This is a genomic window from Shinella sp. (assembly GCF_052438155.1).
In the GTDB taxonomy this organism is placed as follows: Bacteria; Pseudomonadota; Alphaproteobacteria; order Rhizobiales; family Rhizobiaceae; genus Shinella.
The window spans coordinates 316,337-328,766 of sequence record NZ_JBQVPI010000001.1 but is presented as its reverse complement, the minus strand read 5'-3'; the positions used below and the strand labels follow the sequence as shown (position 1 = coordinate 328,766).

17 protein-coding genes are annotated in these 12,430 nt (G+C 61.0%); 11 read left to right on the top strand and 6 right to left on the bottom strand.

Annotated elements, in window-relative coordinates; genetic code table 11:
- The coding region (locus ACT6VE_RS01565; RefSeq protein WP_444796866.1) for an Imm27 family immunity protein at window positions 1-284 on the top strand (284 nt) is incomplete at its 5' end.
- A gap of 159 nt (window positions 285-443) precedes the next feature.
- Window positions 444-1,538, top strand: coding sequence for a calcium:proton antiporter (locus tag ACT6VE_RS01560; protein ID WP_444796865.1), 1,095 nt, complete (start codon window positions 444-446; stop codon window positions 1,536-1,538).
- A gap of 39 nt (window positions 1,539-1,577) precedes the next feature.
- On the opposite strand, the gene ACT6VE_RS01555 is transcribed toward ACT6VE_RS01560, so the two are convergent.
- Window positions 1,578-1,829, bottom strand: a complete 252-nt coding sequence (locus ACT6VE_RS01555) for a hypothetical protein (RefSeq protein ID WP_444796864.1) — start codon at window positions 1,827-1,829, stop codon at window positions 1,578-1,580.
- 123 nt (window positions 1,830-1,952) lie between these two features.
- Complete coding sequence (locus tag ACT6VE_RS01550) at window positions 1,953-3,155, bottom strand: pyridoxal phosphate-dependent aminotransferase (protein ID WP_444796863.1); 1,203 nt, start codon at window positions 3,153-3,155, stop codon at window positions 1,953-1,955.
- Between the two features lie 325 nt (window positions 3,156-3,480).
- Between ACT6VE_RS01550 and ACT6VE_RS01545 the strand changes: the two genes are divergently transcribed.
- The 6 genes from ACT6VE_RS01545 to ACT6VE_RS01520 all read left to right on the top strand — a co-directional run bounded on the left by ACT6VE_RS01545 (window position 3,481) and on the right by ACT6VE_RS01520 (window position 7,429).
- Window positions 3,481-4,389 (top strand): EAL domain-containing protein, encoded by a 909-nt coding sequence (locus tag ACT6VE_RS01545; protein ID WP_444796862.1) that lies wholly within the window; start codon window positions 3,481-3,483, stop codon window positions 4,387-4,389.
- 176 nt (window positions 4,390-4,565) lie between these two features.
- Window positions 4,566-4,766 carry a hypothetical protein gene (locus ACT6VE_RS01540; protein WP_444796861.1) on the top strand — a complete coding sequence of 67 codons (201 nt, stop codon included), beginning with the start codon at window positions 4,566-4,568 and terminating at the stop codon, window positions 4,764-4,766.
- A gap of 74 nt (window positions 4,767-4,840) precedes the next feature.
- Window positions 4,841-6,010, top strand: a complete 1,170-nt coding sequence (locus tag ACT6VE_RS01535; protein ID WP_444796860.1) for a PQQ-dependent sugar dehydrogenase — start codon at window positions 4,841-4,843, stop codon at window positions 6,008-6,010.
- A gap of 17 nt (window positions 6,011-6,027) precedes the next feature.
- The gene (locus tag ACT6VE_RS01530; RefSeq protein ID WP_444796859.1) at window positions 6,028-6,207 is read left to right on the top strand and encodes a hypothetical protein; all 180 of its coding nucleotides are present in this window, start codon (window positions 6,028-6,030) and stop codon (window positions 6,205-6,207) included.
- 411 nt (window positions 6,208-6,618) lie between these two features.
- Window positions 6,619-6,834, top strand: a complete 216-nt coding sequence (locus ACT6VE_RS01525; RefSeq protein WP_444796858.1) for a cold-shock protein — start codon at window positions 6,619-6,621, stop codon at window positions 6,832-6,834.
- Window positions 6,835-6,970: 136 nt separating this feature from the next.
- Window positions 6,971-7,429, top strand: coding sequence for a BA14K family protein (locus tag ACT6VE_RS01520; RefSeq protein WP_444796857.1), 459 nt, complete (start codon window positions 6,971-6,973; stop codon window positions 7,427-7,429).
- Window positions 7,430-7,486: 57 nt separating this feature from the next.
- Here ACT6VE_RS01520 and ACT6VE_RS01515 read toward each other — a convergent pair whose 3' ends face one another.
- The 3 genes from ACT6VE_RS01515 to ACT6VE_RS01505 all read right to left on the bottom strand — a co-directional run bounded on the left by ACT6VE_RS01515 (window position 7,487) and on the right by ACT6VE_RS01505 (window position 8,973).
- Entirely contained in the window at window positions 7,487-8,128 is a 642-nt protein-coding gene (locus tag ACT6VE_RS01515; protein WP_444797431.1) for an MBL fold metallo-hydrolase, read from the bottom strand.
- A gap of 74 nt (window positions 8,129-8,202) precedes the next feature.
- Window positions 8,203-8,367 carry a hypothetical protein gene (locus ACT6VE_RS01510; RefSeq protein ID WP_444796856.1) on the bottom strand — a complete coding sequence of 55 codons (165 nt, stop codon included), beginning with the start codon at window positions 8,365-8,367 and terminating at the stop codon, window positions 8,203-8,205.
- A 147-nt stretch (window positions 8,368-8,514) separates the two neighbouring features.
- Window positions 8,515-8,973 (bottom strand): Lrp/AsnC family transcriptional regulator, encoded by a 459-nt coding sequence (locus ACT6VE_RS01505; RefSeq protein WP_444796855.1) that lies wholly within the window; start codon window positions 8,971-8,973, stop codon window positions 8,515-8,517.
- A gap of 130 nt (window positions 8,974-9,103) precedes the next feature.
- On the opposite strand from ACT6VE_RS01505, the gene hppD reads away from it, so the two are divergent.
- On the top strand, window positions 9,104-10,207 hold the full coding sequence (gene hppD / locus ACT6VE_RS01500; protein ID WP_444796854.1) for a 4-hydroxyphenylpyruvate dioxygenase: 1,104 nt from the start codon (window positions 9,104-9,106) through the stop codon (window positions 10,205-10,207).
- Between the two features lie 246 nt (window positions 10,208-10,453).
- Window positions 10,454-10,723, top strand: a complete 270-nt coding sequence (locus ACT6VE_RS01495; protein ID WP_444796853.1) for a hypothetical protein — start codon at window positions 10,454-10,456, stop codon at window positions 10,721-10,723.
- Between the two features lie 57 nt (window positions 10,724-10,780).
- Here the strand turns inward: ACT6VE_RS01495 and ACT6VE_RS01490 are convergent, their stop codons facing one another.
- On the bottom strand, window positions 10,781-11,668 hold the full coding sequence (locus ACT6VE_RS01490; protein WP_444796852.1) for a branched-chain amino acid aminotransferase: 888 nt from the start codon (window positions 11,666-11,668) through the stop codon (window positions 10,781-10,783).
- Window positions 11,669-11,919: 251 nt separating this feature from the next.
- Between ACT6VE_RS01490 and ACT6VE_RS01485 the strand changes: the two genes are divergently transcribed.
- Window positions 11,920-12,408 (top strand): MarR family winged helix-turn-helix transcriptional regulator, encoded by a 489-nt coding sequence (locus ACT6VE_RS01485; RefSeq protein WP_444796851.1) that lies wholly within the window; start codon window positions 11,920-11,922, stop codon window positions 12,406-12,408.
- The last annotated feature ends 22 nt before the right edge of the window (window positions 12,409-12,430 follow it).

The following is a 12,430-nucleotide window of genomic DNA, read 5'->3' as shown; positions in this document are numbered from 1 at the left end:
CCCGGCAAACCGTCGCCGTATCACCTCCGCGTGGGCAGTCGAGGCTTCCTCGACTGCCGACGAAAGCGGGAATGAATCGAGAAAGGGTGGCCGTCGTGAATGAGTACAATGGCGAAGAGGCGCTTTCGAGAATTCAAAGGTTGATTAAGACCGGGACGAACGCCGAGACGTGGGAAACAGAGTTCAGGGACGAAGCAACAGGCGAGACCTGGATTCTCGACTATCCCCACTCCCACCTGCATGGCGGCGGTAGTCCACGATTGAGAAAGACAGAGCGGAAATGAAGCCCCGGCTTCGCCTACATTTCCCGCCTCTATAAGGCGACCAGGCCCCTAGGGCCACGTTGCCGCCAAGCGCCCACGGTTTCCTCCGCCGTGGGCGTTTCCTTTTTGCAGGGCTCGGCTACATCTACATGTAGACATCTGCCGAGGAGCCCGCCGCCCATGCTCTCCAGCCTGCTGAAGGAACGTTTGCTGTTCGTCGGCCTTGCAGCGGCGATCGTCGCCTACGCGACGGAACACAGTTTGCTCGAGATGGGCCGATTGCCGTTGCTCGTTGCGGCCTTCGCGCTGGTCGCCGCGATCATCCTTGTCTCTACCCGTATTGCCCATCATGCGGAAATCCTCGCCTCCAAGGTCGGCGATCCCTATGGCACGATGATCCTGACGCTTGCCGCTGTTCTGGTGGAAGTCGTCGTGCTGGCGATCATGATGCAGGGCGAGACCTCACCGACGCTGGTGCGCGACACGATCTATGCCGCCGTGATGCTGGATATCAACGGCATCCTCGGCCTCGCCGCCCTGCTCGGTGGCATCCGCCACGGCGAGCAGCCCTATAACGACGATTCGGCGAGGACCTATGGCGTGATGATCCTGACGGCCATGGGCATTTCCATGGTCGTGCCGGAATTCGTGCCACGCGAGAGCTGGCACGTCTATTCCGCCTTCACTATCGGCGCGATGATTGCGCTCTATGCCCTGTTCCTGCGCATGCAGGTGGGCGCGCACAGCTATTTCTTCAGCTACGCCTATCCCCGCGCCGAACGGAAGGGGAGCCTGCCGAGCGAGGCACCGGACGAAAACGAACCGGCCAGCCTGTCCATCGCCGTCATCATCGTCGGCGTGGTGCTGATCGGCGCTTTGGCGGAAGTCATGTCAGTGCTGCTAGGCGCCGGCCTCAAGGGCTCCGGCGCTCCGCCAGCGCTGATGGCCGTGGTGGTGGCAGCGATTTCCGCAGCACCGGAAATCCTGACGGCGATGCGGGCGGCGCTGGCCAACCGCATGCAGTCCGTCGTCAACATCGCCATGGGCGCTTCGCTCTCGACGGTCATCCTGACCGTACCCGTCATGGAGGCGATCGCGCTCTATACCGGCCAACCGTTCATCATGGCCATGTCGCCCGCCCAGACGGTGATGGTCGCGATCACGCTGATCGTCGCCGCGATCAATCTCAATGACGGCGAAACGAACGCGATCGAAGGCATGACGCACTTCATCCTCTTCGCCACCTTCATCATGCTGACCCTGATCGGGCTTTGACGTCGCGCAAACAGCAGCACGCTTTTGCGGCGCCCTGCGTCAGGGACGGTCATACACCCGGGTCACGCCCTTGTAGTACTCACCCGGATCGAAGCGTGTCGTGCGGGACTTCACGGGATTGTTGAAGAAGTAGTCGTAGAAGGACATGTAGCGCGGGCTATCGCTGACCACGATGCTGCCGCGCGGGGCAGCGCCGCTGCGCTCGGCATATCCATCGCCATCCGCGGCAAAAGCGGACGTTGCGGTGGCAAGGGCCGCCAGGGCGGAAATGAGGAGTGACTTGGTTTTCATGGTCCTGCTCCGGTATTCATTGTCTCGTCCACTATATCGGCACCGACAGCGGAAATTTCACGGGGCCGAAACAAAAAACCCGCCGTCACCGGCGGGTTTTGTAATCAAGGGATAAGAACCCGTTTACTTGCAGGCCGCGCAGAAGCGCTGGATGCGCTTGCCGGCTTCTTCCAGCTGGGCTTCCGAAGTGGCGTAGGAGATGCGGAAGTTCGGGCCGAGGCCGAAGGCCGAACCGTGCACGACGGCAACACCTTCCGATTCCAGCAGTTCCGACACGAAATCCTCGTCCGTCTCGATGACCTTGCCCGACGGTGCGGTCTTGCCGATCAGGCCCTTGCAGGACGGATAGACGTAGAAAGCACCTTCCGGCGACGGGCACTCGATGCCCTTGGCCTGGTTCAGCATGGAGACGATGAGGTCGCGGCGGCCTTCGAAGATCTTCTTGTTTTCCGGAATGAAGTCCTGCGTGCCATTCAGTGCCTCGACGGCCGCCCACTGGGCAATCGAGCAGGCGCCGGACGTCTGCTGGCCCTGGATCATGTCCATCGCCTTGATGAGGTTAAGCGGGCCGGCCGCATAGCCGATACGCCAGCCGGTCATGGCATAGGCCTTGGAGACGCCGTTCATCGTCAGCGTGCGGTCGTAGAGGCCGGGCTCGACTTCGACCGGGGTGGCAAACTTGAAGTCGCCATAGGTCAGGTGCTCGTACATGTCGTCGGTCAGCACCCAGACATGCGGATGGCGCATCAGGACGTCGGTCAGCGCCTTCAACTCGTCATGGCTGTAGGCAGCGCCCGACGGGTTGGACGGCGAGTTGAAGATGAACCACTTGGTCTTCGGCGTGATCGCCTTTTCCAGGTCTTCGGCCTTCAGCTTGAACTTGTTTTCCTGCGTGGTGGCGACGAACACCGGCGTGCCGCCGCACAGCGCCACCATTTCCGGGTAGGACACCCAGTAAGGCGTCGGGATAACGACTTCGTCGCCCGCGTTCATCGTCGCCATGAAGGCGTTGAAAAGAATCTGCTTTCCACCGGTGCCGACGATCGTCTGAGCCGCGGTGTAGTCGAGATCGTTCTCGCGCTTGAATTTCTTGACGATCGCCTCGCGCAGTTCCGGAATGCCGGAGACCGGCGTGTACTTCGTCTCGCCGCGGTTGATCGCGTCGATCGCCGCCTGCTTGATATTGTCCGGCGTGTCGAAGTCCGGCTCGCCCGCGCCCAGCCCGATAATATCACGGCCTTTCGCTTTCAGCTCGCGCGCCTTCTGGGAAACGGCGATGGTGGCGGAAGGCTTCACACGGGAAAGAGCGTCGGCAAGAAAGGCCATGATGGAGATGTCCTCATCGGGTTCAAAGACGGCTTGACGCCATGGACCCGGAGCGCCGGGCTCCATAGCGGTTAGGTCTATGTCGAATGTGCGCCGGTCTTGCAAGCGCGAAGGGTGAAAAAAGCGGAAAAGCCGGGCGCGGGCGCTAAATTTCATCAACGACATCAACGATGCGAATGGATCGCGGCGACGCACCGAATAGGATGCACGATAAAGTTGAGCAAACACAAAACCGCTGAGATTTTTACGCGAAGGATTAAGCCGGCGTTAACAGGTCGGGTCTATTTTGCCATCGTCGGTGTCGTTCCAGCGGATGGTGCGCTGCATGAGCGAAAGAAGCATTTTTTCCAATCTCGTTCGCCAGGCGGACGGCGCCTTCAGCGCGGTCTATGGACCGTATCTGCTGCAATCCGCTCTCCAGCCGATTTTTGCCGAGCGGCCAGACGGCCGGTTGCAGATCGCCGTTCTGAAGGGCCTGATCCGCGCAAGCGCTCATGGCGCACCCTGCTCCCCCACGGATTTTTTCCAGAGTGTGCCGGAAGACGAGCGCGTCGCTGTCGATGGACTTTGCCGCAGCCTGCATATCCTGAACGCAGGCACGCTCGGCCGCCGCGACGTTTCCCTCATCGTCAACTTCCACCCCGGTCTCTACCTGACACCCCAGGCCGTCCGCCAGGAAGTCGAGCGCCTGCGTCTAGCCGCACACGAGGCCGGCCTGCCAACGGACCGCATTGCCTGCGAAATCCGCGAGCACTCCTATGATGATCCAGAGGTGCTGACGCATTTTGCGGCACGGCTGCACGAAGGTGGCTTTTCCATCGCTATCGACGAGTACACCGGCGAGGATCGCGACCTCGAGCGCCTAGAACGACTGGCCCCGCAGTTCGTGACGTTCGATACGGCGTGGCTGCATGGGTTCGCCGAAAATTCGGCCGGTCTCGCCCTGCTGCGGGTGCTCATCGGTCAGTTTGCCCACAAGAAAATCCGCACCATCGTCGCCGGTATCGAGGAGCCGGAAATGATCGCACTGTGCCACGACATGGGTGGCCCGTTGATGCAGGGTTATCTTCTGTCGCGCCCGGAACTTGCGCCGACGAGCTTCAATCTCACCTTCCCGGAATTGGAGGAGGATGTCGCGCGAACCATCGCCGAACCAGCCGGGACAGCCAGCTTCCTGCCGGTCGAAATCCGGGCACCACGCGCCCTTCGCCAGTTCGGCAAGCGCGGCGTTTAAGGACGGCGCAACGACGCACTCTATTCGCCGGAAGGCATTGAAAATTCGCCTTTTTTGACCGGCCATCTTTTCGCCACAATAAAAGTCGTCCCCCGCCGCAATTCGGTCCTTCTCGCGCCGACTTCGGCGGGCCTTTTCAGTCTCACAAACGGAAAAGAGCAAGACAGGGGATGACGATGTTCTGGGATGACGACAAGGTCGGCAGCAAACGAAAAGCGCGCGAGTCTCGCGCCATGTTCCTGATCGCCATGACGGCCCTCGCCGGCTGTGTTGCCATGGTCATCAGCCTCATGTCGCCGCCTGCAATCAATATCGACATGATCAAGACCTCCGGTATCGAGAAGACCAGCTCTTCGCACGGCTCCACACAAAATTGATGCCGCCCTGCCAGCGACGCTCTTGAAAGCCGTTCGGCTCTGGGCCAGTTAACGGCAGTGGACGGGAGACGACGATGCGGCAGGAAAAACAGCGCTTGAAGAACACTCTGATGCGCGCAACGGCGGTCCTCTTTCTCGCCTCGACGCTTTTAGCCGCTTCGGCCAAGGCCGAAACCCGCGAATTCCCCAGCAAAAAAGCAGCACTCGTCGTGGAGACGCTGGCGACCGGTCTGAACCAGCCCTGGTCCGTCGAAGCCTTGCCGGACGGCGCCTATCTTGTTTCGGAGAAAGGCGGCACACTTCGCCTGGTGCGTGGCCACCAGATCTCGGCGCCGATCAGCGGCGTGCCGGAGGTCGCAACGACCGGCCAGGGCGGCCTGCTCGATATCGCGCTCGCACCTGACTTTAGCGCCAGCCGCACGCTCTACCTGACCTACAGCGCCCGCGGCGACGGCGGCTCGGGCACGGCGGTCGCCAAGGCAAAGCTGTCGATCGACGGCACGAAGCTCGAAGACACGACGCGCATCTTCCTGATGAGCCGCCTCACCCCGCGCGGCCAGCATTTCGGCTCACGCATCGCCATCGCCAAGGACGGCAGCCTGTTCTTCGGCATCGGCGACCGGGGCGAAGGCGAGCGCGCGCAGGATCCGCGCGATCACGCCGGCGCCATCCTGCATATCAATCCGGACGGCAGCCCGCATGCCGACAATCCCTTCCTCGGCACCAGCGAAGGGCTGGCGGAAATCTGGTCGAAAGGACACCGCAACCCGCAGGGCCTGACCATCGACTCCAAGGACGGCACGCTGCTTTCCACCGAACACGGCGCTCGCGGCGGCGACGAGATCAACAATCCGCAACCCGGCCGCAACTATGGCTGGCCGCTCGTCTCCTTCGGCCGGCACTATTCCGGGGCGGAATTCGATCTCGGCTCCGCCGCTAAAGGCTACGAACCACCACTCTATTATTGGGACCCGTCCATCGCGCCCGGCGCCATCGCCGTCTATCGCGGCGCGATGTTCCCGGAATGGGACGGCAACCTCATCGTCGGCGCCCTCAAATATCAGCTCGTCGCCCGCCTGGAACGGGATGACAGCGGCGCCGTCATTTCCGAGGAGCGGTTGTTCGACGGCGAACTTGGCCGCATCCGCGATGTGGTCGTGGCACCCGATGGTGCGCTCCTGCTGTTGACCGACGACCCGAACGGTTCGCTGCTGCGCGTCTCCCGCTCGACCGTGACCGACTGACGCCAGCCCGGGCCTGCTTGAAAAGCAAGCAGCTACTAGCAGGGCGGCAAGGTGCTTTTGGCGTATTCCTGCTCGGTGAAACGATCAGCCCCGCCGGCTATATCGGCCGCGCCATCATCTTCGTTGCAATGCTTGCCGTAGAACTCTTGCCGGCGTTGCTGCGCGGCCGGCGTGAAGGCACGCTTGCCGAAGTATGATACCCCTCGGGCTCCTGCCGTGTCTTCCGCAGCGCAATATAAATCATACCAGAACTGCGACCGGTCCAAAGAATCTGCGGGATTTTTTGGCAATCGCCCGGATTTTGACCAAAGTGAGGCACACCCAAGTCGTGCCAAAACTTTTGCTTGCCAATTTAATATAAACGCATCACTCTTGCGCCGTTCGGGCAATTTGCGAACACGGGAAGACCTAAAATAAAAGCGCGCCGGAGACGCGAAATAATTCCGGGCAGCCAATATCCGGATGGCCCTTTGGTCCATGCGGTTGGCTGGCTGCGGTGAAAAACGGGACCCTTTCCTCAACCTCGAGAACTGCCTGCCTAACGCCCCTCGGGGCAAAACTGTATGCTGCCCGCCGCCAATACGGGCAGAGAGAAAAGGACCTGACGCATGGCCGAGACTGGCATCGTAAAATTCTTCAACACCGATAAAGGCTTTGGCTTCATCAAGCCCGACAACGGTGGTGCGGACATCTTCGTACATATTTCTGCTGTACAGGCTTCCGGCCTGAACGGCCTTTCCGAAAACCAGAAGGTAAGCTTCGACACGGAACCCGATCGCCGCGGCAAAGGCCCGAAGGCGGTTAACCTGCAGATCGACGGTTGATCCGGCGCTTTCAGGATTTTCAAGTTGGAGCCCGGCAGCGATGCCGGGTTTTTTCGTTCAGCCTCCGTTCAGCCTTGTTCTTCTAGTTTGTTCCCGTCATCTACCGGCGTTGGGCCGGATCCAAAGGAACGACGTCATGAACAAAGTCATCAAGACAATCGTGTTGTCCCTTGCCGTCGCCGCCTCGACGCTCACCGCAACTGCGGGCGTTTCCGAAGCGCGCGATCGCAATCGTGACGGCTATTGGCGCGAAGGCGACGACTATCAGTATCGCAAGCCGCGCCGCCATCACCGCGACCGGGACAATGGCCGCGATGCTGTCATCGGCGGCGCGCTCGGTCTCGCCACCGGCGTCATCATCGGCGGGGCGCTTGCCTCCCAGCCACGCTATGATGAACGCCGCTATGTGGAACCGGATTATTATCCCGAGCCCGAGCCGCGCGTGATCTACCGCCGTCCTGTCGTCGTGGAGAGCTATGAGCCGTGGACCCGGGCCTGGTACGACTACTGCTCGCAGCGCTACCGCTCGTTCAACCCCAGTACCGGCACCTTCGTCGGCTATGACGGCCTCGAGCATTTCTGCAACGCCGGCTGAGATCAAACCGATCAAAATCAAAAGGCGGGCACCGCGTGGCGCCCGCCTTTTTGTTGTTTAAAGCCCGCGCAGGAACGGGTTGGTGCGCCGCTCTTCGCCGATCTTGCCACCCGGCCCGTGGCCGCAGAGGAAACCGACCTCGTCGCCCAGCGGGAAAACCTTGTCGCGGATCGAATCCAGCAGTTGCTGATGGTTACCGCCCGGCAGGTCCGTGCGCCCGATCGAGCCCTGGAAGAGCACGTCACCGAGATGGGCGACACCCTGCTTGCGGTGGAAGTAGATGACATGGCCCGGCGCATGGCCGGGCGTGTGGTAGACCTCGAATTCATGATCGCCGAAGGAGACCTTGTCACCGTCTTCCAGCCAACGGTCCGGCACGACATTGCTCACCTTCATCGGCACGCCGAACATCGAGGCCTGCGCCTCCAGCCGCTGGAGCAGCGACAGGTCGTCCTTGTGCGGGCCGACGATCTCGAGCCCGAGCGCATCCTTCAGTTCCTTGGCGCCGCCGGCATGGTCAATATGGCCGTGGGTCAGCCAGATCGCCTTCAATGTAATGCCATTGTCCTTCACCGTCTGCAGGATCACCTCGACATCGCCGCCCGGGTCGACGACCACGCCCTCTTTAGTCTCCGTATCGAAGAGAATGGTGCAGTTCTGCTGGAAGGGGGTGACGGGAATGATGCCCGCCTGAAGCATGCCCATGGGGTCCTCGCTCGGTTGCCGCTTTGCGCCTGATATAGCCGCAAGAGCAAACGAAGACCAAGCGCGAACTAACGCAGGCTTGCCATCTCCTGCGCCGGGCCGGTCGCAAGCGTTGGCGAAACGGTGGAGAAGAGCAGCGCGACGACGGCGATGTTGATCACGGCATAAAGATAGACCACGGGGCGCAGGCGCGCGGCGACCGGGTTCTGCTGGCTGGTGGAGTTCGGCTGCATTGTCCTGTCCCCTGATGTTTTAGGCCGCGACCTACGTGGCCTCTTGTGGTGCTTGCTTGGCTCGTTTCTACAACGACACCAAAGTCCGGCATGTTCCGCCGGGAACAGGGCAAGGCGAACAGGCTGTTGCCGAAGCGCCACAGCCGGTCAGAGCGGCAGGGCTGTCGTCTCCTTCAACGTGTCGAGCACGATCGCCGTCTTCACATGCGAGACCGATTCATGCGGCAGCAGCACGTCGTTGACGAAGGCGGAAAGGGCTTTGAGGTTCGGCACCACGACCTTGATGATGTAGTCCATCTCCCCCGTCAGCGAGTAGGCCTCCAGCACTTCCGGCAGGCTGGAGATCAGCTTGGCGAAGCGCACCGCATTGTCGCGGTTGTGCGTCGAGAGCGTCACCGTCACGACGATGACGATGCCGAGACCGAGTTTTTCCCTGTCGAGTTCCGCCCGATAGGCACGGATGATGCCTTCCTCTTCCAGCCGGATACGCCGGCGCGAACATTGCGAGGGCGAAAGATGGATGCGCTCCGACAGCTCGTTGTTCGTCAGGCGGGCATCCTCCTGCAAATGCGCGAGGAGTTTACGATCGAAATCATCCAACTGCATGAATTGCCCTCAAAAAAGTCTATTTGCGCATGAACATCGCATGGAATTGCCAAAAGGCAACCACTATGCACGCACATTGCATGGCAAACGCGCCATACTTGCCTCAGATGTTTTTTGAGGAGGACGAACGATGGGCCCTTTCCCGCATGATGCCCCGCCGGCACTGATCACCGCAGACAACCCGGCTGGCACTGACGGCTTCGAGTTCGTTGAATTCGCCCATCCGGAGCCCGAGAAACTGGAAGAGCTGTTTGCCCGCATGGGCTACAGCAAGGTCGCCACGCATCCCACCAAGACGATTTCCGTCTGGCGCCAGGGCGATATCAACTATGTCATCAATGCCGAGCCCGGCTCGCATGCCATGAAATTCGCCGATGTGCACGGCCCGTGCGCGGCCTCGATGGCCTGGCGCGTGGTCGATGCAAAACATGCCTTCGAGCATGCCCTCTCCAAGGGCGCCACGCCCTATCACGGCGACGACAAGGCCCTCGACGTGCCCGCCATCGTCGGCATCGGTGGGTCCCTGCTCTATTTCGTCGAAAAGTACGGCGCCAAGGGCTCGGCCTACGAGGCCGAGTTCGAATGGACGGGTGCGCGCGATCCGAAGCCGCAGGGCGTCGGTTTCTATTACCTCGACCACCTCACCCACAATGTCTATCGCGGCAATATGGACAAGTGGTGGGATTTCTACCGCGAACTCTTCGGCTTCAAGCAGATCCACTTCTTCGACATTGACGGCCGCATCACCGGCCTCGTCTCGCGCGCCATCACGTCGGCCTGCGGCAAGATCCGCATTCCGCTGAACGAATCGAAGGACGAGACGAGCCAGATCGTCGAATACCTGAAGAAGTACAAGGGCGAAGGCATCCAGCACATCGCCGTCGGCACGGACGGCATCTACGACGCGACCGACAGGCTTGCCGACAACGGCGTGAAATTCATGCCGGGGCCGCCGGACACCTATTACGACCGTTCCTATCTGCGCGTCGTCGGCCATGAAGAGCCGGTCGAGCGCATGAAGAAGCATGGCATCCTGATCGATGGCGAAGGCGTCGTCGATGGCGGCATGACGAAGATCCTGCTTCAGATCTTCTCGAAAACCGTGATCGGGCCGATCTTCTTCGAATTCATCCAGCGCAAGGGCGATGAAGGCTTTGGCGAGGGCAATTTCCGCGCACTCTTCGAATCGATCGAGGAAGACCAGATCCGCCGGGGCGTCATCGCAGCAGAATAACAACCGCGGCAACCAAGCCACTGCGGGGAAGGAAGAGGCGGTCGCTCAGCGGCCGCCTCTTTTCGTTCAAAACTCCGGTGTACGGCGCACACGGGCAAATTGACTTATCCCAATTTTCTCCGCACCTTGCGGGTGCCGAATTTTTCGGCAACGGACGCGCGGGCTTCAGACCGCGCTCCGGTAGCGAGGCAAGTGTCCTGCTCGGACCACTCTCTATTCCGGGCGGACCTTTCGGAGGGGGAAGTCATGGAAGCATTGATGCCCATCATCACGCAGCTCATCGCGGGCGCGGTTGGCGGTAACGTCGCCGGAGCGGCCCTGAAACAGGCCGCTGTGAGCGTGATCGTCCGCACCGTTGCCGGCGCCATCGGCGGTGTCGGCGGCGGCTTTCTCTTGCAGATGCTGGGCGGTGAAGCCGGCCTCTCGGGCCTCGTCGCCAACGGCATCGGCGGCCTCGTCGGCGGCGGCGTGCTGACGGCAATCGTCGGCGCCGTTCTCGGCAAGAAGTCTGCCTGAACGAAAAAGGCGGCCCTCGCGGGCCGCCCTATTCAACCGTTGGCGCTTTCCGGCCGCTTATTCGGCAGCGGCCGCGACCGGATAAACTTCCTTCATGTAGTCGTTCATCAGCGTCTCCGAGATGGTGCCCGGCGTAAATCGGTACGGGCCGATTTCGGAAACCGGCGTCACTTCAGCGGCAGAGCCCGTCAGGAAGCACTCGGAGAAATCAGACAGCTCTTCCGGCATGATCACCCGTTCGACGATCTGGTAGCCGCGGCGCTTGGCCAGCTCGATCACGGTGCGGCGGGTGATACCGTCGAGGAAGCAATCCGGCACCGGCGTGTGGATGACGCCGTCCTTGACGAAGAACACATTGGCGCCCGTGGCTTCCGCCACCTGGCCGCGATAGTCGAGCATCAAAGCATCCGCATAGCCCTTGGCTTCGGCGGCATGCTTGGAGATCGTGCAGATCATGTAGAGGCCGGCGGCCTTCGACTTCGACGGCGCGGTCTTCGGGTCGGGACGGCGGTATTCGGCGATGTCGAGGCGAATACCCTTCAGCTTCTCGGCCGGATTGAAGTAGCTGCCCCACTGCCAGATGGCGATGGCGACATTGATGCGGTTGTTCTGCGCCGAAACGCCCATCATTTCCGAGCCGCGCCAGGCGATCGGGCGACCGTAAGCTTCGGAAAAGCCCTGGCGCTTCAAAAGCTCGATGGTTGCGGCATCCAGTTCTTCGACGGAATAGGGAATCTTGAAGCCCAGGATTTCGGCCGAAGCATGCAGGCGCTGGTTATGTTCGGTGAGCTTGAAGATGCGCCCACCATAGGCGCGCTCGCCTTCGAACACGGCGCTCGCATAATGCAGGCCGTGCGTCAGCACGTGAACCTTGGCATCCTTCCAGTCGACGAATTCTCCGTTGAACCAGATTTGTCCGTCCATTTGGTCAAAGGGAACTGCCATCGTGTCATCCTCCGGCGCTCACACGCCATTCTTTCTGTTGATTGTTTCGTCTGTTGCGGTCTAACCAGAAACAGGCGGGTTACCTGAGCAAAAAGGTAGTCCAGATTGGGAATCGGGAAAATACCGGATATCAGCGCCCGGGACCGCAATTACGGCGGGACCCTAACAAGGGCGGAAAAATATGTCAACAAACCTGACATATCTTGCTATAAATTACGCGGGGACGGCGCAGCATGAAAGGAAATGACAACGTGGCCCGACAGATGCCGGACAAGAACGGCGCAAGCGAGCTGCACGCGGACGCCATGACGGGCGACGGCCGCATCGACTTCGAAATCATCGAGGGCCTGTTCTTCGCCTATCGCGACTTCATTTCCGATCCCGACGCGATCCTGGAAAAGAGCGGCTTCGGCCGCGCCCATCACCGCGTCGTGCACTTCGTCAACCGCGAGCCCGGCATGACGGTCGCCGATCTCCTCGACACGCTGAAGATAACCAAGCAGAGCCTGGCGCGCGTCTTGAAGGAGCTCATCGATTCCGGCTATATCCAGCAGGTGGCGGGGCCGGAGGATCGCCGCCAGCGCAAGCTCTACCCGACAAAAGCCGGGCGGGAACTCGCACTGGCGCTCGCCGAGCCGCAATCCCGCCGCATCGCCCGTGCATTCGAGGAGTTGAATGCCAATGACCGCCGGGCGGTGATCCAGTTCCTCACCGGCATGCAGAATGCCAAGACCGAATGACAGACTGACTGGAGGACAAGAC

Excerpts from the sequence above, each read along its gene's own strand:
- ACT6VE_RS01490 (WP_444796852.1), bottom strand. The coding sequence starts at position 11,668 with ATGGCAGTTCCCTTTGACCAAATGGACGGACAAATCTGGTTCAACGGA.
- ACT6VE_RS01550 (WP_444796863.1), bottom strand. The coding sequence starts at position 3,155 with ATGGCCTTTCTTGCCGACGCTCTTTCCCGTGTGAAGCCTTCCGCCACC.
- ACT6VE_RS01510 (WP_444796856.1), bottom strand. The coding sequence starts at position 8,367 with ATGCAGCCGAACTCCACCAGCCAGCAGAACCCGGTCGCCGCGCGCCTG.
- hppD (WP_444796854.1), top strand. The coding sequence starts at position 9,104 with ATGGGCCCTTTCCCGCATGATGCCCCGCCGGCACTGATCACCGCAGAC.
- ACT6VE_RS01495 (WP_444796853.1), top strand. The coding sequence starts at position 10,454 with ATGGAAGCATTGATGCCCATCATCACGCAGCTCATCGCGGGCGCGGTT.
- ACT6VE_RS01535 (WP_444796860.1), top strand. The coding sequence starts at position 4,841 with ATGCGGCAGGAAAAACAGCGCTTGAAGAACACTCTGATGCGCGCAACG.
- ACT6VE_RS01505 (WP_444796855.1), bottom strand. The coding sequence starts at position 8,973 with ATGCAGTTGGATGATTTCGATCGTAAACTCCTCGCGCATTTGCAGGAG.
- ACT6VE_RS01520 (WP_444796857.1), top strand. The coding sequence starts at position 6,971 with ATGAACAAAGTCATCAAGACAATCGTGTTGTCCCTTGCCGTCGCCGCC.
- ACT6VE_RS01525 (WP_444796858.1), top strand. The coding sequence starts at position 6,619 with ATGGCCGAGACTGGCATCGTAAAATTCTTCAACACCGATAAAGGCTTT.
- ACT6VE_RS01515 (WP_444797431.1), bottom strand. The coding sequence starts at position 8,128 with ATGCTTCAGGCGGGCATCATTCCCGTCACCCCCTTCCAGCAGAACTGC.
- ACT6VE_RS01540 (WP_444796861.1), top strand. The coding sequence starts at position 4,566 with ATGTTCTGGGATGACGACAAGGTCGGCAGCAAACGAAAAGCGCGCGAG.
- ACT6VE_RS01555 (WP_444796864.1), bottom strand. The coding sequence starts at position 1,829 with ATGAAAACCAAGTCACTCCTCATTTCCGCCCTGGCGGCCCTTGCCACC.
- ACT6VE_RS01545 (WP_444796862.1), top strand. The coding sequence starts at position 3,481 with ATGAGCGAAAGAAGCATTTTTTCCAATCTCGTTCGCCAGGCGGACGGC.
- ACT6VE_RS01560 (WP_444796865.1), top strand. The coding sequence starts at position 444 with ATGCTCTCCAGCCTGCTGAAGGAACGTTTGCTGTTCGTCGGCCTTGCA.